This is a genomic window from Mycobacterium sp. ZZG, from assembly GCF_054786995.1.
In genome coordinates, this window is the sequence record NZ_JBTBFV010000012.1 from 47,587 (window position 1) to 69,524 (window position 21,938).

General features: G+C 69.3%; 19 protein-coding genes. 9 read left to right on the forward strand and 10 right to left on the reverse strand.

Features of this window, described 5'->3' with window-relative positions; genetic code table 11:
• Positions 1–2: 2 nt before the first annotated feature.
• On the reverse strand, positions 3–209 hold the full coding sequence (locus tag ACXMYJ_RS09835) for a heavy-metal-associated domain-containing protein (protein ID WP_260754691.1): 207 nt from the start codon (positions 207–209) through the stop codon (positions 3–5).
• 116 nt (positions 210–325) lie between these two features.
• Between ACXMYJ_RS09835 and ACXMYJ_RS09840 the strand changes: the two genes are divergently transcribed.
• Both ACXMYJ_RS09840 and dtd read left to right on the forward strand, forming a co-directional pair.
• Positions 326–925: a DUF305 domain-containing protein gene (locus tag ACXMYJ_RS09840; protein ID WP_460355752.1), complete on the forward strand. Its 600-nt coding sequence runs from the start codon at positions 326–328 to the stop codon at positions 923–925.
• Between the two features lie 9 nt (positions 926–934).
• Positions 935–1,366 carry a D-aminoacyl-tRNA deacylase gene (gene dtd / locus ACXMYJ_RS09845; RefSeq protein ID WP_443187159.1) on the forward strand — a complete coding sequence of 144 codons (432 nt, stop codon included), beginning with the start codon at positions 935–937 and terminating at the stop codon, positions 1,364–1,366.
• Between the two features lies 1 nt (position 1,367).
• Here dtd and ACXMYJ_RS09850 read toward each other — a convergent pair whose 3' ends face one another.
• Positions 1,368–2,273 carry an AIM24 family protein gene (locus tag ACXMYJ_RS09850; RefSeq protein WP_260754688.1) on the reverse strand — a complete coding sequence of 302 codons (906 nt, stop codon included), beginning with the start codon at positions 2,271–2,273 and terminating at the stop codon, positions 1,368–1,370.
• A 76-nt stretch (positions 2,274–2,349) separates the two neighbouring features.
• Here ACXMYJ_RS09850 and ACXMYJ_RS09855 point away from each other — a divergent pair, with 76 nt between their 5' ends.
• Both ACXMYJ_RS09855 and ACXMYJ_RS09860 read left to right on the forward strand, forming a co-directional pair.
• Positions 2,350–2,550: a hypothetical protein gene (locus ACXMYJ_RS09855; RefSeq protein ID WP_443187160.1), complete on the forward strand. Its 201-nt coding sequence runs from the start codon at positions 2,350–2,352 to the stop codon at positions 2,548–2,550.
• A gap of 64 nt (positions 2,551–2,614) precedes the next feature.
• A complete protein-coding gene (locus tag ACXMYJ_RS09860; RefSeq protein ID WP_260754686.1) occupies positions 2,615–3,181 on the forward strand; it encodes a hypothetical protein in 567 nt (188 codons plus the stop codon).
• Here ACXMYJ_RS09860 and ACXMYJ_RS09865 read toward each other — a convergent pair.
• From ACXMYJ_RS09865 to ACXMYJ_RS09875, 3 genes are all read right to left on the reverse strand, one after another.
• Positions 3,178–5,352 carry a molybdopterin-containing oxidoreductase family protein gene (locus ACXMYJ_RS09865; RefSeq protein WP_460355758.1) on the reverse strand — a complete coding sequence of 725 codons (2,175 nt, stop codon included), beginning with the start codon at positions 5,350–5,352 and terminating at the stop codon, positions 3,178–3,180. The genes ACXMYJ_RS09860 and ACXMYJ_RS09865 overlap by 4 nt on opposite strands.
• Positions 5,353–5,418: 66 nt before the next feature.
• Positions 5,419–7,323 (reverse strand): ABC transporter ATP-binding protein, encoded by a 1,905-nt coding sequence (locus ACXMYJ_RS09870; RefSeq protein ID WP_443187162.1) that lies wholly within the window; start codon positions 7,321–7,323, stop codon positions 5,419–5,421.
• Positions 7,320–9,062, reverse strand: a complete 1,743-nt coding sequence (locus ACXMYJ_RS09875; protein ID WP_460355850.1) for an ABC transporter ATP-binding protein — start codon at positions 9,060–9,062, stop codon at positions 7,320–7,322. The genes ACXMYJ_RS09870 and ACXMYJ_RS09875 overlap by 4 nt, the downstream gene beginning before the upstream one ends.
• Before the next feature lie 125 nt (positions 9,063–9,187).
• Here ACXMYJ_RS09875 and ACXMYJ_RS09880 point away from each other — a divergent pair, with 125 nt between their 5' ends.
• Both ACXMYJ_RS09880 and ACXMYJ_RS09885 read left to right on the forward strand, forming a co-directional pair.
• Positions 9,188–9,796: a DUF3558 domain-containing protein gene (locus tag ACXMYJ_RS09880; protein ID WP_260754684.1), complete on the forward strand. Its 609-nt coding sequence runs from the start codon at positions 9,188–9,190 to the stop codon at positions 9,794–9,796.
• On the forward strand, positions 9,793–10,338 hold the full coding sequence (locus ACXMYJ_RS09885; RefSeq protein WP_260754683.1) for a DUF3558 domain-containing protein: 546 nt from the start codon (positions 9,793–9,795) through the stop codon (positions 10,336–10,338). The genes ACXMYJ_RS09880 and ACXMYJ_RS09885 overlap by 4 nt, the downstream gene beginning before the upstream one ends.
• A gap of 13 nt (positions 10,339–10,351) precedes the next feature.
• Here the strand turns inward: ACXMYJ_RS09885 and ACXMYJ_RS09890 are convergent, their stop codons facing one another.
• Positions 10,352–10,870 (reverse strand): SixA phosphatase family protein, encoded by a 519-nt coding sequence (locus ACXMYJ_RS09890; protein ID WP_443187165.1) that lies wholly within the window; start codon positions 10,868–10,870, stop codon positions 10,352–10,354.
• Positions 10,871–10,983: 113 nt separating this feature from the next.
• Here ACXMYJ_RS09890 and ACXMYJ_RS09895 point away from each other — a divergent pair, with 113 nt between their 5' ends.
• Complete coding sequence (locus ACXMYJ_RS09895) at positions 10,984–12,135, forward strand: metallophosphoesterase family protein (RefSeq protein WP_260754681.1); 1,152 nt, start codon at positions 10,984–10,986, stop codon at positions 12,133–12,135.
• Positions 12,132–14,780, forward strand: a complete 2,649-nt coding sequence (locus ACXMYJ_RS09900) for an AAA family ATPase (protein ID WP_460355764.1) — start codon at positions 12,132–12,134, stop codon at positions 14,778–14,780. The genes ACXMYJ_RS09895 and ACXMYJ_RS09900 overlap by 4 nt, the downstream gene beginning before the upstream one ends.
• Positions 14,781–14,891: 111 nt before the next feature.
• Here the strand turns inward: ACXMYJ_RS09900 and ACXMYJ_RS09905 are convergent, their stop codons facing one another.
• Complete coding sequence (locus tag ACXMYJ_RS09905; RefSeq protein ID WP_460355767.1) at positions 14,892–16,106, reverse strand: acyl-CoA dehydrogenase family protein; 1,215 nt, start codon at positions 16,104–16,106, stop codon at positions 14,892–14,894.
• Positions 16,107–16,218: 112 nt separating this feature from the next.
• Between ACXMYJ_RS09905 and ACXMYJ_RS09910 the strand changes: the two genes are divergently transcribed.
• Positions 16,219–17,457: an alpha/beta fold hydrolase gene (locus ACXMYJ_RS09910; RefSeq protein WP_460355770.1), complete on the forward strand. Its 1,239-nt coding sequence runs from the start codon at positions 16,219–16,221 to the stop codon at positions 17,455–17,457.
• Here ACXMYJ_RS09910 and ACXMYJ_RS09915 read toward each other — a convergent pair.
• The 3 genes from ACXMYJ_RS09915 to ACXMYJ_RS09925 are packed head-to-tail and all read right to left on the reverse strand — an operon-like array spanning position 17,447 to position 21,935.
• A complete protein-coding gene (locus ACXMYJ_RS09915; RefSeq protein WP_460355772.1) occupies positions 17,447–19,153 on the reverse strand; it encodes an ABC transporter family substrate-binding protein in 1,707 nt (568 codons plus the stop codon). The genes ACXMYJ_RS09910 and ACXMYJ_RS09915 overlap by 11 nt on opposite strands.
• A gap of 11 nt (positions 19,154–19,164) precedes the next feature.
• Entirely contained in the window at positions 19,165–21,000 is a 1,836-nt protein-coding gene (locus tag ACXMYJ_RS09920) for a dipeptide ABC transporter ATP-binding protein (protein WP_460355775.1), read from the reverse strand.
• A 47-nt stretch (positions 21,001–21,047) separates the two neighbouring features.
• Positions 21,048–21,935, reverse strand: a complete 888-nt coding sequence (locus ACXMYJ_RS09925) for an ABC transporter permease (protein ID WP_260758225.1) — start codon at positions 21,933–21,935, stop codon at positions 21,048–21,050.
• Positions 21,936–21,938 lie beyond the last annotated feature (3 nt).

A 21,938-nucleotide genomic window follows, 5' to 3' on the forward strand; every position in this document is an offset into this window, starting at 1 on the left:
GGTCAGCTCGCCAGCGAGTAGCCGGCCTCTTCGACCGCCGCGCGGATGACCGAGGGGTCGACCGGGTCGTCACTGTCGATCGTGACCGTACCGTTGGTGACGTCGACGTCGACCCCGACAACGCCGGGGATGTGGACGAGCTCGGCGCGCACGGAGTTGGCGCACCCCCCGCAGCTCATTCCCTCGACGGTGATGGTGGTGGTGCTCATCGGGCTCCTCCCGCATTGTCGGAACTTTATGTACCATACCCCCCTAGGGTATCGAAGTCACACGAAGGGAGCGCAAGTTGCTAGCGAAACGCAGTCTGCAGGTCGGGGCGGGCGCAATGGGGGCCACCGTCGCTCTGCTGTTGTCCGGCTGCAGCGATGTGGGAACGCAGACCGCCGAAGATGACCACGCGACCCACGCACACGAGACGACCTCCCAGGCGGCCGCAGGTGAGCACGGCCACAACGAGGCCGATACGGCGTTCGCGCGCGACATGATCCCGCATCACGAACAGGCCATCGTGATGAGCGACATCATCCTGGCCAAACAGGGCATCGACCCCCGGGTGACGGAACTGGCCGCGCAGATCAAGGCCGCTCAGGGTCCGGAGATCGACACGATGCGTCAGTGGCTGAACCAGTGGGGCGCCCCTGCGGCCTCTGGCCACGAGGGCCACGACATGGGCGGCGACATGGATCACGCCGCGATGGGGATGATGACCGACGCGCAGCTGGAGCAGTTGCGTCAGGCGCAGGGCGTCGACGCCGCCCGTCAGTTCCTGACCGGGATGATCGCCCACCACGAAGGCGCGGTCAGGATGGCCCAGACCCAGGTGGACACCGGGCAGTCCGCGGACGCCACGCACCTGGCGCACGAGATCATCGACACCCAGCAGCGGGAGATCGCCACCATGAAGGAGATCCTGGGCTCCCTGTAGGTTCACCGGATGCGCATCCTCGTCCAGCGGGTGACCTCGGCTCGGGTGACGGTGGCCGGCGAGACTGTCGGCGAGATCCATCCACAACATCAGGGTCTGCTCGCGCTCGTCGGCGTCACGCACGACGACGACCCCGCCAAGGCCCGCCGGATGGCCGAAAAGCTGTGGTGGCTGAGGATTCTCGACGACGAGATGTCGGCCGCCGATGTCGGGGCGCCGATCTTAGTGGTCAGCCAGTTCACCCTTTACGGCAATACGGCCAAGGGGCGACGGCCGACGTGGAACGCCGCGGCGCCGGGTTCGGTCGCAGAGCCGTTGGTCGATGCGTTCGCCGCGGCGCTGGCCGACCTCGGCGCCGAGGTGACCTGTGGCGTCTTCGGCGCCGACATGCAGGTCGAGCTCGTCAACGACGGGCCGGTCACCGTGATGCTCGAACTGTGACCTACTGCGGGGTGGTGACCGGAATCCCTTCGGAGGGTTGGACGATCACGAACCCGTTGCCGTAGAACGACACCTGCATCGCCTCACCCGAGCCCCGGCCGATCAGCGCCCCGGCCTTGAAGCTGGTCTTGAGCTGCGTCTGCAGGTTCGCCGACCACGCGACCACGGCGTTGGTGTCGGCGAACGTCGGGGCCTCGGCGGCGTTGAGCACCACGGGCGGGCCGTCGGTGGTCAACGCCACCCATCCGGTGCCGCGCAGCATGGTGTTGAACAGTCCGCCTGCGACCATGCTGCCGCCCTTGACCCGCTCGATGTTCCAATCCAGGCTCGTAGAGAAGGCCAGCACGTTCTTGCCGCTGATCGACAGGCCGGAGTTGGTCAGGTTGAGCAGGTGCACGTCGTAGGCGCGGTCGGCCAGAAACACGTCCCCCTGCCCCTGGCACCGCATCAGCGGAAGGCCCTCGCCGGTCAGCGCCTTCTTCAGGAACTTCGAGGCGCCACCGCCCTCGAACGCGAAATCCACGTTGCCCTGGTAGGCGACCATCGAGCCCTGCCGGGCCATGAAGGGCTCGCCGAGTCGCACCCGGAGCAGTTTGGTGTTCTGGTTCGCGATCGGTTTGGCTTCCTTCTCGCTGAAGCGCCCGTCGACGAGATCGCCGCTGATCCCGGCGAATCCGTCCGCTCCGCCAGGAACCGCCTGCGCCTGATGCTGTCCGGGATGTTGCTGCGGCGCCTGTGGACCGGGTTGTTGCTGGGGCGCCCCCGGTCCGGGGGCGCCGCCCAGCGGCGCGCGCTGCAGTTGTCCGTGATGAGAGACCTGGTCCGTCCACTGCCGTCCGTCATGCCACCGGTAGTCGAACCGGCCCTCGGGATCGGGCTGCCAACTGCCTTGTCCGGGTCCTGTCATCGCCGCCTCCTCGGGTGGGTCGTCTTGGTTTCACCCTATGACCGTCGCGGCGGTGCTCAGCTGGCATTCTGGCGATATGGCCAAGGAAATCGACCGCCGGCGCGCCCAGGGCGCCTTGGCTGTCATCAAGGAGCATCCGGCGATGGTGTTGTTCGCGCTGTCACCGGCGCTGGCGGCGCTCGGGCTGGTGTGGTGGTTGCTGGGGGCGGGATGGGCGAGTGCGCTGTTCGTCGTTCTGGCTGTCGGCGGGGGTGTCCTCGTGCTCGGTAAGCGCTGACCTGCTGATTCAGCTCTCGGCGAACCCGGAACCGTCGCGCCTTTAACGGTGTAAGCATGTAATCATGCGACATCATCCTCATGGCCGACGCGCCGGCCGCTCCGGCGGCTGGCAGCAGGCCGATCAACCCGATGCGGCGGACGCCGGCGAATGGTTCGCCGGACGCCTGCCCGACGACTGGTTCGCCGGTGACCCCGAGGTCGTCGTCGACCGCGAGGAGATCACCGTCATCGGTCGTCTCCCTGAATCCGACAACCCCGAGAGCGAAGCCCGCGCCTCCGGTCGTGCCGCCCGCTTCCGCGAGCAGACCCGCGCCGAACGCATGCAGATCGCTGACGAAGCCGAGGCCCGGTACGGGCGCAAGGTGTCGTGGGGCGTCGAGATTCCCGGTGACGGTCAGCCGGAGCGAATCCTGTTCACCCACCTCGCGGTTCCTGTGATGACGCGGCTGCGGCAGCCTGAGCGCCGGGTGCTCGACACGCTCGTCGACGCGGGCGTCGCCCGGTCCCGCTCCGATGCCCTCGCGTGGTCGGTGCGGCTGGTCGGCGAGCACGCCGACGAGTGGCTGGGCAAACTCCGCGCCGCCATGCGCGAGGTCGACGACCTGCGGGCCGAGGGGCCGCAACTCTAGGCGCCCCGCCAGCCGGGGGTGACCGCCACGTACGTGGAGTTCAGCGCCGCGGTCTGCGACAGCGGGTCCACCGGCGTGCCGTCGACGAGCAGGTTGCGGTTGACGCCGTGGACTTCTGGTTCCGACTCCCCGCGGGGGTCGAAAACCTTTGAGCCCCAACCGTGATCGATGACGACGACGCCCCGCCGCGGTAGGTCGCTGACCGACGCGGTCACGCGGATCGCGCCGACGGGGGAGCGCACCGTGACGAGATCACCGTCACCGATCCCGAGCGCTTCCGCGTCGTCGGGATGGATGACGACCTCACTGCCTTTGCCCGACGGGTGCAGACCCGGCAGCTCGTTGAGCCATGAGTTCATCGAGTGCCGGTGGCGGCGGTTGCCGAGCTGGAACGGGTAGTCGGGCGGGGGCTGGGGTACCGGCGCGGCGAGCAGCTCACGGGTGCGGGCCACCAGCTGCGCCGGCGCGATCCGCACCTTCTTGTCCGGGGTGCGCAGCGCCTCGCGGAAGTGCCCGAACTCCCGCGGGCCGAGCACCCAGCCGTGCGGGTGTGCCACGACGTCGCGCCACCGGATCCGGCGGCCGCCGACCCTGCGGCTGGTCGCCACCAGCAGCCGGTCGACCCAACCGGGCCCGAATTTCAGTCCGGGTCTGCCGGTCAGGCGTGCAAGACGCCTGCTGGCGGTGACGAGAAGGTTCAGGCCCGGCGCCCCGAACAGCGGGCGGCCCATCGCCAGCGCCAGATCGACGAAGATGCGCCACTCCTGCCTGGCCAGCGGCGGCGGATCGACCGCCCGCACGCCGTAGTGAAGATACGGCTCGTCGTGCAGGTTGCTGGTGAACGCCAGCAGATCCTCGCGCTCCAGCCAGTGCACGGCCGGCAGCAGCCAGTGCGCATGGCGGTGACTCTCGCGCTGCACGAAATCGATCGCCACGAGCAGGTCGAGCTGGGCCAGGGCACGGTCGAGCTTTGCGCCGTCGGGTCCGGAGACCACCGGATTGCCGCTGTTGATCACCAGCGCCCGGATCTGGCCCCGCCCCGGCGTGGTGATCTCGTCGGGCAGCTCGCTCAACGCATGCGCGCCCGCCACCAGCGGCCGGCCCCGCAGCCGGCTGGTGTGCGGTTTCGTGCCCGCCAGGTTCGCCAGCCGTAACGCGTCGACATATCCCGGCTCGAACCGCCGCCCGCCCGGCCGGTCCATCCGGCCGGTGATCACATTCAGCACGTGGCCCAGCCATTCGGCGACGGTGCCTGCCAGGTGCAGCGAGACCCCGGTCCGGGTCACCACCATCGCCCGCGGCGCCGACGCGAACGCCGTTGCGACATCGGTGATTCGCCGCAACGGCAGACCGCAGCGGGCGGCCAGATCGTCGAGATCGGCATCCGCGACCAGCGCGCGCAGCGCGTCCATGCCCGCGGCCAGACCGGTGCAGTCGGCGCGGTGTTCCCGACCCGCGTCGAGGATGACCTTGACCATCGCCAGCAGCAGCGCCCAGTCCTGGCCCGGCCGCACCGGCAGGTGCACGTCGGCCTTGTCGGCGGACTCCGTGCGCAGCGGATCGACGACGACGATGGTGGCGCCCGGCTGTTGACGCGCCAGCGCGCGGCGCCATCCGCCCGGTACCGATTCCAGCCAGTTCCAGGCGCTCACAGCGGGATTGGCGCCGACCAGCAGGAAGTAATCACAGCTGTCGATGTCTGACACCGGTGCCAGCAGCGCCGAGCCGTACATCTGCTCGGCGACGACGTGCATGGCGTTCTGGTCGACCGACCCGACGGCGTACCGGTTGAACGTCCCGATCGCGTCGAGCCAGCCGTTCATGAACATCAGGTTCGACGACGAGTAGCCGGCCGGGTTCCCGTAGTAGGCGCCGACCGCGTCGGGGCAGTCGGCGTCGATCACCTCGTTGCACCGGGCGGCGATGTCGGCGATGGCCTCGTCCCAGCCGGTTTCGACGTAGTGGTCACCCACCCGCTTCATCGGCGCCAGGATCCGCCGGGGGTGTTCGACGACCTGATGGGCGGTGCGCCCTTTGGCGCAGAAGTCCCGCCAGCTGTGCGGGTTCTGCTTGTCCGCCGAGATCTTCACCACCCGGTTGCCCTCGACCGTGACCTCGACACCACACGAGGCCAGGCAGTACCGGCAGAAGGTGTGCACGGTCGGGCTCATGCCGCCCATGGTGCCCGAGCCGCGTGCGCCCGTCCCGCGAATGAGATTGAGCACAACGCTCACTCGTCAGCGGCCGGCCATCGTCCAGTACTCGCCGTGCCGGGCCATCAACTCGTCGTGGGTGCCGCGTTCGACGATCCTGCCCGCCTCCATGACCAGGATCGTGTCCGCATCCCGGATGGTGGAGAGCCGGTGCGCGATGATGAAGCTCGTCCGGTCCCGCCGCAGCCGGCTCATCGCCCGCTGGATCAGCACCTCGGTGCGGGTGTCCACCGAGCTGGTCGCCTCGTCGAGGATCAGCAGCCGCGGTTGCGCCAGCACCGCGCGGGCGATCGTGATGAGCTGCTTCTCCCCGGCGCTGATGTTGGTGCCGCTATCGTTGATCCGCGTGCCGTAGCCGTCGGGCAGGGTCTGCACGAAACGATCGACGTAGGCGGTCCGGGCCGCTTCGAGGACTTCGTCGTGGCCGGCCCCGGGACGGCCGTAGGCGATGTTCTCGTAGATCGTGCCGGCGAACAGCCAGGTGTCCTGCAGCACCATGCCGATGCGTGACCGCAGCGACTCGCGGCTCACCGAGGTGATGTCCACGCCGTCGAGCAGAATACGGCCGGCGTCGACGTCGTAGAACCTCATCAGCAGGTTCACCAGTGTGGTCTTGCCTGCGCCGGTCGGCCCGACGATCGCGACGGTGGTGCCGGGGTCGACGACAAGGGAGAGATCTTCGATCACCGGGACGTCGGCCCGGTAGCCGAACCGCACCCGGTCGAACTCCACCCGCCCGGTGCGTCCGTCGTCACCGGCCGGCAACGTGACCGGCGCATCCGGGGGCTCCTCCTCGGCGTCGAGGAGGTCGAAAACCCGTTCGGCGCTGGCGATCCCGGACTGCAGCGTGTTGTACATCCCGGCGATCTGGGTGAGCGGCTGGTTGAACTGGCGGACGTACTGGATGAACGCCTGGATACCGCCGAGCGTGATCTGCCCGGTGGCCACCTGGACCCCGCCGAGCACCGCGACCGCGACATAGCTCAGGTTGCCGATGAAGATCGTGGCCGGCGACACCAGCCCCGACAAGAACTGGGCCCCGAAGCTGGCGCGATAGACATCGTCGTTGAGTTCGGTGAACTGCTCCTCGGCCCGGGCGCGGTGGCCGAAGGTCTTGACGACGGTGAACCCGCTGTAGGTCTCCTCGATGTGCGCATTCAGCCGGCCGGTATTGGTCCACTGCGCGACGAACAGCGTGCGGGACCGCCGGGCGATCGAACGAGTCACCCACAGCGACAGCGGCACCGTGACCACCGTGAGCAGCGTCAGCAGCGGCGAGATCGTCAGCATCATCACCAGCACACCGATCACCGTCAGCACCGAGGTCAGCAGCTGGGTGATCGACATCGTCAGGGACTGCTGCAGGTTGTCGACGTCGTTGGTGACCCGGCTGAGCACCTCGCCGCGCTGCCGAGAGTCGAAATACCGCAGCGGCAGCCGGTGCAGCTTGTCCTCGACATCGGAGCGCAACATCACCATGGTGCGTTGAACCACCACGTTGAGCAGCCTGGCCTGCACCCAGACCATCAGGGCGGCAACCAGATACAAGCCCAGCGCCAACGCCAGCGTGCGCGCCACAGCAGCGAAATCCACCCCCTGCCCGGGCACGACGTCCATACCCGAGAGCAGGTCGGCGAACGTGCCGTCACCGCGAGCCCTGGCGGCCTCGACGGCCTGCTCCTTGGTCTGGCCCGTCGGCAGCTGCCGGCCGATGACGCCGTTGAACAACAGGTCGGTCGCGTGCCCGAGGATGCGCGGGCCGATCACCCCGACGGCGATGCCGCCGATTCCGAGCAGCATCACCGCGACGGTCAGTCGGCGGTGTGGTGTCAGTCGTCGCAACAGCCGCAGCGCCGACCCCTTGAAGTCCCGGGACCGGGTCTGCGGGGGCTCGTTCATCCGCATCGGGCGTGCCAGCGGGCCGCTCACCGCTCACCTGCCGGCACCGCTTGCGAGTCCGCGAACTCCCGGTAGGGCTGGCAGGTGCCGAGCAGGTGCTCGTGGGTGCCGGCGCCCACCACCCGCCCGTCATCGACGACGACGATCAGGTCGGCCGCGGAGACGGTCGAAATCCGTTGCGACACGATGATGACGGTGGCGGAGGCGGAGACCCCGCGCAGGTGGTCGCGGACCCGCGCGTCGGTGTGCACGTCCAGTGCGGAGAACGCGTCGTCGAACAGATAGATCGCCGGATCGCGAATCACCGCACGGGCGATGGCCAGCCGCTGCCGCTGACCGCCGGAGAAGTTCATCCCGCCCTGGGCCACCGGCATCGACAGCCCGTCGGGATGGGCGGCGACGAAGTCGTCGGCGCACGCGACGCGCAGCGCCGCCCACATCTGGTCGTCGGTCACGACCCGTCCCGGGGGCGCACCCAGGGCCAGATTGTCGGCGACGGTGCCGGAGAACAGGTAGCCGCGCTGGGGCACCAAGCCGATTGCCGCCCAGAGGTGTTCGATGTCCAGGTCGCGCACATCGACGCCGTCGACGCGCACCGCACCCGCGGTGACGTCGTAGAGCCGGCAGATCAGCGACACCAGGGTCGACTTCCCCGAACCGGTGGATCCGACGATCGCGGTGGTGGTCCCGGGCCGGGCCGTGAACGTGATGTCCTGCAGCACCGGACGGTCAGCGCCGGCGTAGCTGAACGTCGCGGCATCGAACCGGATTTCGCCGGCGATCGGTGCCGACGTCGTCGCGGCGGGGGAGTTGGTGATCGCCGGTTCGGTCGCCAGCACCTCAGTGATCCGCTCGGCGCACACCGACGCGCGCGGAAGGATCACCAGGATGAACGTCGCCATCAGCACCGCCATCAGGATCTGCATGAAGTAGGACAGGAACGCGATCAGCGAACCGACCTGCATCTGACCGGCGTCGATGCGCATGCCGCCGAACCAGATCAGGGCCACGCTCGACACGTTGATCACCAGGGTGGTGGTCGGCAGCATCAGCGCCTGCCAGCGGCCCGCCTCCAGCACACTGTCGGACAGCGCCGTATTGGCCTCGGCGAATCGGTTGCGCTCGAACGGTTCCCGGGCGAACGCGCGAACCACGCGCAGACCGGTCAGCTGCTCGCGCATCACCCGGTTGATCCCGTCGATCTGGCCCTGCACGCGGCGGAAGATGGGTAGCAGGTGCGACACGATCCAGTAGTTGGCCAGCGCCAGCACCGGCACGCTGACCACCAGCAGCCACGACAGTCCCGCATCCTGGTGGATCGCCATCACGATGCCGCCGACGCTCATGATCGGCGCGGTGACCAGCATCGTGCACGTCAGCTGAACCAGCAGCTGGATCTGTTGCACGTCGTTGGTGGTGCGTGTGAGCAGGGAAGGGGCGCCGAAGCGGGCCGTCTCCTCCGCGGAAAAGCCCGTGACGTGGTGGAACATCGCCGAGCGCAGATCGCGGCCCACCCCCGTGCCCGCGCGCGACCCGAAATACACCGCGCCCACCGCGCACACCACCTGCAGCGCGGTCACGGCGAGCATGACAAAGCCGAGTTCGACGATGCGGCGCAGGTTTCCCTGAGCCACACCGTCGTCGATGATCGCGGCGTTGACCGTTGGCAGGTACAGCGTGGCCAGTGTGCTGACCACTTGAAGCGCCGCGACGATCGTCAGCAGGCGGCGGTAGGGCCGTGCGTACCGGCGGAGCAGCCCCCAGAGCATCTCGCTACTGTCGCACACCGGCCGCGCCGCCCGAGGCCGGGGCGAGCGCGAACTCCACCTGAGAATCAGATAAAGAGGCAGGTCAGTCGGCATGTCGGTGGTTGAGGGCGAGGGCTGCCGCTACAGTGCATGGCGTGAACCCCAGCTTCCGCGGACACCGTCGGCCGACGGTGTCGGTCATCGCTCCCCGCGCGCGTGGGGCGCTGGCCGTCGCCGTCGCCGCCATGCTCCCCGTGCTCGCCGGGTGCTCGGACTCCGAGCCGCAGAACCCGGCCATGCCGTCGACCGAGGCTCCGCAGCAGAGCGTCACGCACGGACCGTTCTTCCCCGAGTGCGGTGGGGTCAGTGACGAGGAGATCACCAAGCAGACCGAGGTGCCCGGTCTGGTGAACACGGCCAAGACCTCGGTCGGATGCCAGTGGCTGTCCGGTGGATCGATTCTGGGGCCGCACTTCTCGTTCTCGTGGTTCCGCGGCAGCCCGATCGGCCGCGAGCGCAAGACCATGGAGCTGTCGCGGACCAGCGTGGAGGACATCAACATCGAGGGCCACGACGGCTTCATCGGGATCAACGAGGACCCCGACCCCGAGGTCGGCGTGAATCTGTGTGAGGTCGGCATCCAGTTCAACGACGATTTCATCGAATGGTCGATCAGCTACGCGCAGCCGCCCTATCCGGACCCCTGCGAGGTGGCCAAGGAGCTCACCCGCCAGTCGATTGTGAACTCCAAATGACCCGACGCCTGCTCACCGGGGCGGTCGCCGCTCTGGCCGGTCTGGCCGTGCTGACCGGCTGCACGCAGACGGTCGAAGGCACCGCCGCCAAATCCGGCACCGGCACCGTGCCCCGCAATGACAACTCCGAGCGCAAATACCCCAACCTGCTCAAAGAATGCGAGGTCCTCACCGAGGACATCCTCGCGGAGACGGTCGGCGCCGATCCGCTGGACATCCAGAGCACCTTCGTCGGTGCGATCTGCCGCTGGCAGGCCGCCAATCCGGCCGGTCTTGTCGACATCACCCGCTTCTGGTTCGAGACCGGCAGCCTGGACAACGAGCGCAGCGTGGCCGAGCAGCTGCAGTATCAGATCGAGAACCGGTCGGTCGCCGGCATCTCCTCGATCGTCATGCGGCCCAACGATCCCAACGGCGCGTGCGGGGTGGCCAGCGATGCCGCCGGCGTGGTCGGCTGGTGGGTCAATCCGCAGACACCCGGCATGGACGCCTGCGGGATGGCGATCAAGCTGATGGAGCTGACACTGGCCACCCGGGCCTGACTGTCAGCGCGCTTCAGCGCGGGACGTGGAAGTCGACCAGCTCGGCGCCACGGAGCGCGAGCTGCTCCCACGCCGCGCCGGTGCGCAGCACCGCGACCGCCGACGTCGGGAACTTCGCCGAAACCGCCTGATAGGCACTGTTGTCGGCGTCCGGGTTGGCGGCCAGCCCCAGCGCCAGCGACGACATCACCGGCTCGTGGCCGATGACCAGCAGCGTCGAGACGTCGCCGCCGAAACGGGTCGGCACGGCGTTGATCTCCTCGATCACGATGCCGGGCGTCGCATCGTAGATGCGGTCGACGTACTGCACTGGAGCGATGATCCCGGTGCGCTCCAGGGTCTGCCGGGTGCGCGTCGCCGTCGAGCACAGCACAGCGTCCACCTCGCCCACGTTCGTCCTGATCCAGTCGCCGGCCAGGGCTCCCTCACGGACGCCCCGCGCCGCCAGCGGGCGGTCGTGGTCGACGACCCCGTCCGGGTAGTCCGACTTGGCGTGGCGCAGCAACAGAAGGGTGCGTCGGCGGTCACTCATCCATCAACCGTAGGCCATGCCGGTGCGCGTCCACGGACTTGTCGGAGCCCGGCCCTACAGTAGCCATGCCATGACAGACACAGCCGGCGACGACGCGGAGGGGGCGGGGCGAGATGCGTTTTCTGCACACTGCTGACTGGCAGTTGGGGATGACCCGTCATTACCTCAACGGTGATGCGCAGCCGCGCTATTCGGCGTCCCGGCGCAGTGCAATCTGCGCGCTGGGGCAGCTCGCCGCCGAGGTCGGGGCCGAGTTCGTCGTCGTCGCCGGCGACGTGTTCGAGCACAATCAGCTCGCCCCACGTGAGGTCAGCACCGCCCTGGAGGCGATGCGCGCCATCTCGATCCCGGTCTATCTACTGCCCGGCAACCACGATCCGCTGGATGCGTCGTCGGTGTACACCAGCGCGCTGTTCGCCTCCGAGAAGCCCGACAACGTGGTGGTGCTGGACCGGCCCGGCGTCCACGAGGTGCGGCCGGGGCTTGAGCTGGTGGCCGCGCCCTGGTTCTCGAAGGCGCCCACCACCGACCTGGTCGGCCGGGTGCTCGACGAGCTCCCCGGCGGCACCGAGGTCACACGTGTCGTCGTCGGGCACGGTGCGGTCGACATCCTGGTGCCGGACAAGGACCGGGCGTCGCTGATCGGGCTCGCGGCCGTCGAGGCAGCGATCGCCCGCGGCGCGGTGCACTATGTCGCCCTGGGGGACAAACACTCTCGGATGAGTGTCGGCGCCACCGGCAGGGTGTGGTACTCGGGCTCACCCGAGGTCACCAACTACGACGACATCGAACCCGATCCCGGCCACGTCCTGGTCGTCGACATCGACGAAACCGACGGGAGCCGACCGGTCCAGGTGGACGCTCGCCGGGTCGGCACGTGGCGGTTCATGTCGCTGCGGCATGCGGTGGACAACAGCCGCGACGTCGCGGACCTCGACATCAATCTCGACCAGATGCCCGACAAGGAGCGCACGGTGATCCGGCTGGGCCTGACCGGGTCCCTCACGGTGACCGACCGGGCTGCGCTCGACGCGTGCCTGGACCGGTATGCGCGGCTGTTCGCGGCGCTGGTGCCGTGGGACAAGCAGACCGACCTTGCGGTGATACCCGCCGACGGGGAGTTCGACGACCTCGGGATCGGGGGCTTCGCCGCGGCCGCTGTGGACGAGCTGGTGGCCACGGCACGGTCGGCCGGCGAGGACGCCGAGGACGCGCGCGCGGCGTTGGCGCTGCTGCTGCGGCTCACAGAAGGGGGCGCGGCGTGAAGCTGCACCGGCTGGTCCTGACGAACTACCGCGGAATCACCCACCGCGACATCGAATTTCCCGATCGGGGAGTGGTCGTGGTCAGCGGCCCCAACGAGGTGGGTAAGTCGTCGATGCTCGAAGCCCTCGATCTGCTGCTGGAATCCAAGGACCGGTCCAGCAAGAAAGAGGTCAAGCAGGTCAAGCCCACGCATGCCGATGTGGGCGCCGAGGTGACGGCCGAGATCTCCGCCGGGCCCTACCGGTTCGTGTACCGCAAGCGCTTCCACAAGCGGCCCGAGACCGAGCTGACCGTGCTGACCCCGCGGCGCGAACAGCTGACCGGAGACGAGGCGCACGACCGCGTTCGCGCCATCCTGGCCGAGTCCGTCGACCTCGACCTGTGGCAGGCGCAACGGGTCCTGCAGTCGGCGCCGACATCGGCCGCCGAGCTGGCGGGATGCAACGCGCTGTCCCGGGCGCTGGACGTGGTGGCCGGGGAGGTCGACGAGGTCCCGGCCGCGGGCGCCGCAAACGTCGAGAGCCTACTGATCGACCGGGTCGAGGAGGAGTACCGGCGCTACTTCACCAGCACCGGACGCCCCACCGGCGAATGGGCCGCCGCGACGGCGCGGTTGCGCGCCGCCGACGAGGATGTGGCGCGCTGCGCGGCAGCGATGGCCGAGGTGGACGAGGCGGTGCGCACCCACGCCAGGCTCACCGAGGACCAGGCCCGGCTCGCCGAGGAGTGCACGTCGGCCGTGCAGCGGCTCGACGGCGCGCAACGCGCGGCCCAGGTCCTGGGGGTGCTGCAGGGCGAGTTCGAGCAGGCGACGGTGCGTGCCGAGGCGGCCCGATCCGCGCACACCGTGTCCGTGGCGGCGCTGACCGAGCGGCGCCGGTCACGCGCCGACATCGACGAGCGGACCGCGGCCGTGGCCATGCTGCAGACCGAATCCGACACCGCCGCCGATGAATTGGACACGGCCAAGCAGATGCAGGTGGTGGCGGACGAGGCTGCCGAGCAGGCCCGCGCCGCGGTCAGCGCCAGCCAGGAGCGGGTCGACACCGCGCGTGCGGCGGTGCAGCGACTGGCGGACCGCGAGGAGCTCGACAGGCTCTCCACCCGCATCGCGACGATCGAGCGTCACGAACGCGAGCTCGCCACCGTGCAGAACGATCTCGCGGCGATCACGCTCACCGACGCGCTGCTGGCCGACATCGAAACCGCCGCGGCCGCGGTCGACCGGGCCACCGCCGCCGTCGAACAGACCTCGGCCCGCATCGAGGTCAGCGCCACCGCCGACGTCCAGGTGCTCATCGCCGGGCAGGAGGTGGTCCTACGTGCCGGTGAGACCTGGTCTGCGGCAACAGGATCAGCGACCGGTATCGACCTGCCCGGGGTGCTGTCGGTGCAGGTGGTGCCGGGCGCGTCCGCGGCGGTCACCCAGTCGGCGCTCGACGGAGCCACGGCGCGGCTGGCCGAATCGCTGCGACGGGCCGGGGTCGACGACGTCGACGCCGCCCGTGCGCTGGACCGGCGCCGCCGCGAACTCCGTGCCGCACGCCAGCAGGTGCGGGCCATCCTCGAGGCGCTGACCGCCGACGACTCTTTCGATGAGCTGCGGTCCCGCCTCGACGAGCTCCAAGCCCGGATGCCCGCCGTGGAAGGGCTTTTCGACAACGACGGGTCACTGGATCCGACGGCCCAGCGGCTGGAGCTCGTGGAGGCCACCGCGGCCCACCAGCAGGCCATCCGCGACTGTGAGACACAGCGCAAGGTCGCCGAGGAGGCCGGCCGACTGCTGGCCAAGCGGAGCCTGCACGCGGCCCGGTCGCTGGAGAAGTTGCAGGCCGCGCAGACCGAGCTCGCTGGCGCCGCGCAGCGGCTGGCCGACCAGCGCGCCGCCACCGGGGACGACGAGCTGGCCGTCAGAGCGCAAGCCGATGCCGAGGCGGTGGCCGCAGCCGAAGCGGTGGTCGCGCGGCTGGGCGGCGAGGTGGCGCGGCACGAGCCGGAGGCGGTCGCGTCGGCGCTCACCGCGGCCGAACGTGAGGCGTCGGCGGTGAGCGCGCGGCACGCCGAGGTGAGCGAGTCGCTGCGGGAGGTCTCCGCGCAGCTGAAGGTGTACGGCACCGAGGGGCGCAAGGGCCGCCTCGACGCCGCCGAGACCGAACGTGAGCGTGCCGAGGCCGAGTTCGGGCGTGTGCAGCGGCGCGCGCGGGCCGCCCAGCTGCTCAGGTCGGTGATGGGCCGGCATCGCGACGCGCTGCGCCAGCGTTATGTCGACCCATTCCGCGGCGAGGTGGAACGGTTGGGCCGCATCGTGTTCGGCGACAGCTTCGAGGTCGACGTGGATAGCTCGCTGCGCATCGGGCACCGCACGCTGTCCGGGCGGACCGTGCCCTACGAGTCGCTGTCCGGCGGTGCGAAGGAGCAGCTCGGCATCGTGGCTCGGCTGGCGGGAGCGACGCTGGTGGCCAAGGAGGACAGCGTGCCGGTGGTGATCGACGACGCGCTCGGCTTCACCGACACCGACAGGCTGACCAAGATGGCCGAGGTGTTCGACGCCGTCGCCGGCGACGGCCAGGTGATCATCCTGACGTGCAGCCCGCAGCGCTACGCCGGTGTGCAGACCGCGCGCCACATCGAGCTGATCGCCTGATCTCGGCGCACGCACCCCGCGACCGCGCGCCCTCCCCGCGAGCGTGCGTGTCTGCGGTGGAAACGCCGCGGAAAATCCGGCAAAAGCGCACGCTCACCGCCGGGAAACCCGTCAGAAGTACGCGTTGGCTGGAATCGCCGTGCCGTGCAACAGGTTCTCGCCGATCACCCTGGCCTTGTAGGCCACCGGATTGTGCAGGGTGATCGTGCGGATGTTGCGCCAGTGCCGGTCGAGGTTGAGCCGCCGGCTCGCCGCGCTGGCCCCGCCGAGTTCGAGCAGGCGCGTGGCGGCCCGCGGCGCGACCTCGTCGAGATGCACCTTCACCTTGGCCGCCTTGAGTTGAGCCTCGGCGGCCAGGTCGGCATCGGGCACGCCGTTGTTCTCCGAGGCCGTGGCGTCGGCGATCGCCGCGGCCGCGTCGAGCACCACAGCTCTCGCGACGTAAGCGGTGCCGGCGAGCTCACCGAGCTGGCGCTGCAACAGCGGATCATCGGTGGGGCGCTCGGCGACGGCATGGCTGAAGCTGCGGTCCCGTGAGCGCAACAGCGCCACACCGTCGTCGACCACCGACTCCAGGATCCCGGCAACCACCGCGTGGATGAACAGCTGCAGCGCCGCGTACTGCACAGTCGGCACCGGATCAGCGTCATAGGGTGTATCGCTGAGCACCTCCTCGGCGGATACGGCCACGTTCGCAAACGTCGTCGTCCCGGTGCCGGTCCGGCGCTGTCCGAACCCGTCCCAGTCGTCGACGATCTGCACGCCGTCGCGGTCGGCGGGCACCACCACGGTGGCCACCGAGTCATGGTCGGTGGTCGCGGTGACGGTCAGGTAGTCGCAGAACAGCGTCCCGGTGCTGTAGTACTTCTCGCCGTCGAGGCGGAATCCGCCCTCGCCCGCCGGTAGCAACCTGGTGTTGAAGACGAGGCTGCCGACTGCGTGTGCGCCCTTCTCGCTGAACGCGTTCCCGAAGATTTTGCCCGCGGCGACTTTTCGCAGCCACTGCTGGGCGACCCGGGTGTCGGCGGTGCGCAGGCGCTCCTCGACGAACCAAAAGTGTGTCCGGAAGATGTGCGCCACAATAGGATCGGCGCGTGCGACGTCGATGACGGCGGCGAAGAGCTGGGGCGTTGTCAATCCCGGTCCGCCCAGCCCGGTCGGAAGCCGAAGCGTGCCGAAGCCGGCCCGTTTCAGCGCCGCCACCTGTTCAAAGGGATTCTCGTCATTGAGGTCTCGATTTCGGGCTCCTTCACCGATCTGCTTGAGCAGGGCGGCGAACTCGGCAGAGCCGGGCAGCAGTGCGGTGATGTGATCCACAGAGGTCATGTCTTGGTTGTACTGACGGGACGGCCCGCGGCACACGCGTTTGGCTCAGCCCGAACGGAACGCTGCACGGGCGGGACGCCGTTGGTGACGGCCTCCGGGCACAATGGCTGTGATGACCATGAACGCCAGACGCCGCCGGGCGCACAACAGGCTTGCCGCGCAGCCCGGGGTGCGACGGGTCCGCAGGCCTTTCGGTCGGGGCGCCGACGAGTTCGACCTGTACTACGTGCGGACCGGGCGCCCGTCGGCCCATCCGGTGGTGGTCATTCCCGGCGGTCCGGGGGCCGCCTCCGTCGCGCTGTACCGGGCGTTCCGGCGGCACGCCGCGGCGGCCGGACTCGACGTCATCATGGTCGAGCACCGGGGGGTCGGCTTGTCCCGGCACGACGACACCGGCGCCGACCTGCCACCTGAGGCAATGGCGGTCGATGCCGCCGTGGACGACATCGCCGCGGTGCTCAACGCCGCCGACGTCGACAAGGCCGTCGTCTACGGCGCGTCCTACGGTTCGTATCTGGCCGCCGGGGTCGGCGTGCGGCATCCGGGCCGGGTTCACGCCATGGTGCTGGACTCGCCGCTGCTGTCGGCCGACGACATCGACATGGTGCGCACGCAAGTCCGTCGGGTGCTGTGGGACGGCGCGGACGGCGATGCCGATCTGGCCGCCAAGGTGCGGCAATTGGACGCCGCCGGCGCACTGACGCCCCAGGCCCTGCTGCTGACCATCGGGTTGTATGAACTCGCCGGCCTCGACGCACTCAGCCGCCAGCTCGACCTGCTGCTGGCCGATCGGGACGGGCTGTGGAAGGTCGCCGCGTTTATCACCAAGCAGGTGACGGAACGCAAAACCCCATACCGGCACGAGCCCGATCTGGTCGAACGTATCGCCTACCGGGAACTGAACTACGGCGCGGTGCCCGACGGCGGACCGGTCGACCCGGCGGTCGCGCTGCGCGACATCGCCGGCGGCGACGTGCATTTCGATGCGCAACCCTACGATCTGCCGTCGGCGATGCCGGAGTTCACCTGGCCCACCGCGGTGGTGTCGGGCGGCCGTGACCTGACGACGCCGCCGCAGGTGGCGCACCGCGTCGCCGCCCTGATCCCGGATTCGGTGCTCGTCGAGCTGCCCACGGCCGGCCACAGCATCCTCGACACCCGCGAACGCGCGGCGCTGTCGATCTGCCAGGCCGTCCACGCCGGCCGTGCCGCCGAACTGTCCTCGCGGGCAAAGGAACTGGACGCTTTACCGGCCAATTTGACGGTGCGGCTGCTGGTCGGCGCACTCGCGGTGGCCGCGCGCGCCGAGTCCGCGCTGCCGGGCGTGCCTGCCCGGACGGCTACTTCATGAACCCGATCGCCGAGTAGTTGATGTCGCCGATGCCGGCGGGCCCGAAGTTGGCCAGGTTGCTGCGGACGGCGACATTTCCGGGGGCCTGGAACAGTGGCAGGCTGTGGCCGACCCCCCAGATCATCGTGTCGAGTTCGTTGGCCAGCACCCGTGCCTTGGCCGGATCCAGCTCGGACAGTGTCTCCTCGATCTTGGCGTCGATCTGCGGGCTGCCGATCTTGCCGTAGTTGCTCTCGCCGTTGGAGGCGTAGATCTGGGTCAGACTGGCGAGCGGGAAAGCATCACCGCCCCAGGCGAACTGGACCATGTCGAAGTTGCCCGGGGTGACGTAGTCGGTGAACAGCGAGCCGCCCGCGACCGGCACCAACTCGAGGTTGACCCCGACCTGCGCGAGCTGGTTCTGCGCGATCTGCGCCACCGCACGGGTGCTCGCCCCGTCGTAGAACACATCGCGCAGCGTCAGCCGTCGACCGTCCTTCTCCCGGAACTGGCCGTTCAGAGTCCAGCCCAGCGCATCGAGTTCGCGCTTGGCCGCCTCGGGGTCGAATCCGATGCTGTTGTCCTGGTAGCCCTCCTGGCCCGCCAGATAGATGTGGTTGTTCAACGCCGCCGGCGCGTCGGTGAGGCCACGCTGGGTGACGGCTGCGATCGCCTGGCGGTCCAAGGCTTTGGTGATCGCCGTGCGCAGTGCCGGATCGGACAGCGGTGAACCCTCGGCGCCGTTGATCGTCAGGTGATACCAGTTCGGGGCGGGCGCCCGCCGGATCGAGACCCCCTGCGCGCGCCGCGCACGTTCCAGGTCGTCCAGGGTGGCCAGGCCCACTGAGTCGATGGCGTTGTTCTCCAGCGCGGGGATCATCGCGGCGTCGTCGAGCACGGTGTAGGTGATGGAGTCCAGCAGCGGTGGCGTGCCCCACCACTTCGGGTTGCGGCTCAACATGATTCGCTGCGCCCCGCGACCGATCGTGCTGATCATGAATGGACCCGCCGACAGTGGCGCCGCGTTGAGCAGGCTCTTGTTGAACGCCTCCGGATCCTGGGTCACCTTCTTGGGCATCAGCATGGCGTTGCCGGCGAACATGCCGCGCCAGTCGGCGAAGTGCTTGGCGAACGTGATGACCGCCTGCCGATCGTCGACGCCCTTGGTGACCGAGGCGACCCGTTCGCTGCCGTTGGGGGAGGCGAACAGGTAGCGCTCGTCCTTGCCGCTGGTGGCGTTGATCTGGGCGGCGAGGTCCTCCCAGGTGATAGGGGTGCCGTCCGACCAGACTGCCTTCGGGTTGATCGTGTACGTGACGACCTGCGGCTCGGTGCTGGTCAGCTCGACGTCGGTGAAGTAGTCACTGTTGACCGTCATCTGGCCGTCGGGCTTGATGACGAACGCCCGCGGCAGCGTCGCGCGCAGCAACCGGCCGAGTTCCCCGAGATTGCCGTCGATGTGCAGATAATTGAGGTTCGGCGGGAAACCGGTCAGCGCCAGCCGCAGATTACCGCCCTGTTGGAGGGTCGCCGGGTCCTGGGGGTTGATGTCGGCGGTCGCGCCCAACTCCGCGTTGCCTCCGGCCGACGGGGCGTCGGACGGGCCGCTGGCGCACCCGGTCACGACCAGTGCCGCGACGCTCCCGACCGCGAGCAGACGCAAAATCGCACTTTTGATGGCCAAACGGTGCGATTTTGTGTCTGCTCGCGAATTCATAGACGTCGACTCTAACCGGGATCGGGTTGCGGGCGGGGCACCGCGGCCAGCAGCCGCCGCGTGTACTCGTGCTGCGGATGACCGAACACCTCGTCGCTGTCGCCCTGCTCGACGATCACGCCCTTGTGCATCACCGCCACCCGATGGGCCAGGTGCCGCACCACGGACAGGTCGTGGGAGACGAACAGATAGGCCAGCTCGAACCGGTCCTGCAGATCCAGGAGCAGATTGATGATGCCGGCCTGGATGGACACGTCCAGCGCGCTGACCGGCTCGTCGAGCGCCAGGATCTTCGGGCGCAGCGCGAGCGCCCGGGCGATGCCGATGCGCTGCTTCTGCCCGCCGGAGAACTCGCCCGGATAGCGGCCGGCGTCCTCACGGCGCAGCCCGACCACACCCAGCAGCTCGGCCACCCGGTCGCGGATCGAGGTCTTGTCGAATCCATTGGCCTGCAAGGGTTCTGAGAGAACATCGAAGACCGGAAGGCGGGGGTCCAGCGACGCCACCGGGTCCTGGAACACCACCTGAAGATCCCCGCGCAGCGCCCTGCGTGCCCGCCGGTCCAACGTCGCGACGTCCCGCCCGAGCACCTCGATGGTGCCGCCCTGCGGGGCCGACAGGTCCAGGATCTGGTGCAGCGTGGTGGATTTGCCCGACCCCGACTCGCCGACGATGCCCAGCGTGCGGCCCTGCGGCAGTTCGAAGCTGATTCCGTCGACCGCGCGCACCTCGCCGATGCGGCGGCGCAGCACCACCCCCTTGGTCAGCGGGTACGTCTTGGTCAGGTCGGTGACGCGGAGCGCGACGGTCTCGGCGGACGGGGTGCTCTCGCGGTGCGGTGCGGTCGACACGTCGTAGATCTCGGCCGCGCTGCGCCCGACGACCTTCTCGTGCCGGATGCAGGCCACCCGATGGTGGGGGGCCACGGGCAGCAGTTCCGGCTCGGCGGCACGGCATTGGTCGATCGCCAGCGGGCACCGCGGCGCGAACGGGCAGCCGGGCGGCAGCGCGCTGACCGCCGGAGGCGCGCCCGGGATCGGCACCAGCCGGACACCCTGTGAGGCGTCCAGGCGGGGCGCCGATCCCAGCAGGCCCACGGTGTAGGGCATCCGGCGGTCGCGGTACAGGTCCGCCACCGGCGCGGTCTCCACGGCCCGTCCGGCGTACATCACCAGCGCGCGGTCGGCGAATTCGGCGACCACGCCGAGATCGTGGGTGATGATCAGCACGCCGGCGCCGGTGACATCGCGCGCGGTGCGCAGCACGTCGAGGATCTGGGCCTGCACGGTGACATCGAGCGCGGTGGTCGGCTCGTCGCAGATCAGCAGGTCGGGATCGTTGGCGATCGCGATCGCGATGACCACGCGCTGACGTTCACCGCCGGACAGCTCGTGTGGGAACGCCCGGGCCCGCTGCGCCGGCTGGGCGATCCCGACCATCTCCAGCAGTTCGACGGCCCGGGTCTGCGCCGCCCGCCTGTCGATACCGCGCTGATGAATGCGGATGGCCTCCGCGATCTGGTCGCCGACGGTGTAGACGGGCGTCAGCGCCGACATCGGGTCCTGGAACACCGTGCCGATCTTCGCGCCGCGCACCTGCGACATCTGCCGGTCGGTCAGCCCCAGCAGCTCCTCACCGTGCAGTCGCACCGAGCCGGACACCTCGGCGTATTCGGGGAGCAGACCGATGACGGCCATCGCCCCGGCGGACTTGCCCGCACCCGATTCCCCGACCAGCGCGACGACCTCGCCGGAGTCGACGTGATAGTCCAGCCCGCGCACCGCGGGCACCCGTTCACTGTCGGTCGGGAACGTGACCGTCAGCCCCCGCACCTCGAGCAGGCTCATCGGGGGATCTCTTTCTTCGTGCGGGCGCCCATAAGGTTGCGTGCCTTTCACGTGCGACGCCCCGCCGGCCGCACCCCGGGATCGAGTGCGTCGCGCAACCCGTCCCCGACGAGGTTGGCGCAGAACACGATCAGCACCAGCACCCCGGCCGGGAACAGGAACACCCACGGAAACGTCGTCACCGACCGGGTGCCGTCGGCGATCAGGGTGCCCAGCGAGACGTCCGGCGGCTGCACCCCGAAACCGAGGAAGCTCAGGCTGGTCTCGGCCAGGACGGCCAGGCCGACGTTCAGTGCGGTGTCGATGATCAGGATCGACGCGACGTTCGGGATGATGTGGCGGACGATGATGCGCCAGTGGCTCACACCCATGTACCTTGCCGCGGTGACGAATTCGCGTTCGCGCAGGCTCATCGTCATGCCCCGGACGATGCGGGCGCTGATCATCCAGCTGAACGCGACCAGCAGCAGGATCAGCCACAGGATGGTGCCGGATTCCCGGGTGCGCGGGGTGACGATCGCGATCAGCAGGAAGCTCGGGATGACCAGCAACAGGTCGACGATCCACATCAGCGCGGCGTTGCGCCACCCCCCGAAATACCCGGCGATCGCGCCCACGGTCGCCGCGACGAGCGTGGACAGGAACGCCACGCACACCCCGACCAGCAGCGATTTCTGCATGCCTCGCAGCGTCTGGGCCAGCAGGTCCTGACCGAGCGCGTTGGTGCCGAACCAGTGGGTGGTCGTCGGCGGCTGCTGCAGCGCGTAGTAGTCCAGGTCGGTGTGCGAGTAGGGCAGCAGCGGGGGCAGCGCCCAGCAGCTGATGAACAGCGCGGCCAACACGAACAGCGACACCACCGCGGGCCGGTTGCGCACGAACCTTCGCCACACCAGCGTGCGCCTCGATGCGAACCCGTTGTGGGCGCCGTCGGTCATCGC

Excerpts from the sequence above, each read along its gene's own strand:
- ACXMYJ_RS09835 (WP_260754691.1), bottom strand. The coding sequence starts at position 209 with ATGAGCACCACCACCATCACCGTCGAGGGAATGAGCTGCGGGGGGTGC.
- ACXMYJ_RS09840 (WP_460355752.1), top strand. The coding sequence starts at position 326 with ATGGGGGCCACCGTCGCTCTGCTGTTGTCCGGCTGCAGCGATGTGGGA.
- dtd (WP_443187159.1), top strand. The coding sequence starts at position 935 with ATGCGCATCCTCGTCCAGCGGGTGACCTCGGCTCGGGTGACGGTGGCC.
- ACXMYJ_RS09850 (WP_260754688.1), bottom strand. The coding sequence starts at position 2,273 with ATGACAGGACCCGGACAAGGCAGTTGGCAGCCCGATCCCGAGGGCCGG.
- ACXMYJ_RS09855 (WP_443187160.1), top strand. The coding sequence starts at position 2,350 with ATGGCCAAGGAAATCGACCGCCGGCGCGCCCAGGGCGCCTTGGCTGTC.
- ACXMYJ_RS09860 (WP_260754686.1), top strand. The coding sequence starts at position 2,615 with ATGCGACATCATCCTCATGGCCGACGCGCCGGCCGCTCCGGCGGCTGG.
- ACXMYJ_RS09865 (WP_460355758.1), bottom strand. The coding sequence starts at position 5,352 with ATGAGCCCGACCGTGCACACCTTCTGCCGGTACTGCCTGGCCTCGTGT.
- ACXMYJ_RS09875 (WP_460355850.1), bottom strand. The coding sequence starts at position 9,062 with ATGCTCTGGGGGCTGCTCCGCCGGTACGCACGGCCCTACCGCCGCCTG.
- ACXMYJ_RS09885 (WP_260754683.1), top strand. The coding sequence starts at position 9,793 with ATGACCCGACGCCTGCTCACCGGGGCGGTCGCCGCTCTGGCCGGTCTG.
- ACXMYJ_RS09890 (WP_443187165.1), bottom strand. The coding sequence starts at position 10,870 with ATGAGTGACCGCCGACGCACCCTTCTGTTGCTGCGCCACGCCAAGTCG.
- ACXMYJ_RS09895 (WP_260754681.1), top strand. The coding sequence starts at position 10,984 with ATGCGTTTTCTGCACACTGCTGACTGGCAGTTGGGGATGACCCGTCAT.
- ACXMYJ_RS09905 (WP_460355767.1), bottom strand. The coding sequence starts at position 16,106 with ATGACCTCTGTGGATCACATCACCGCACTGCTGCCCGGCTCTGCCGAG.
- ACXMYJ_RS09910 (WP_460355770.1), top strand. The coding sequence starts at position 16,219 with ATGACCATGAACGCCAGACGCCGCCGGGCGCACAACAGGCTTGCCGCG.
- ACXMYJ_RS09915 (WP_460355772.1), bottom strand. The coding sequence starts at position 19,153 with ATGAATTCGCGAGCAGACACAAAATCGCACCGTTTGGCCATCAAAAGT.
- ACXMYJ_RS09920 (WP_460355775.1), bottom strand. The coding sequence starts at position 21,000 with ATGAGCCTGCTCGAGGTGCGGGGGCTGACGGTCACGTTCCCGACCGAC.
- ACXMYJ_RS09925 (WP_260758225.1), bottom strand. The coding sequence starts at position 21,935 with ATGACCGACGGCGCCCACAACGGGTTCGCATCGAGGCGCACGCTGGTG.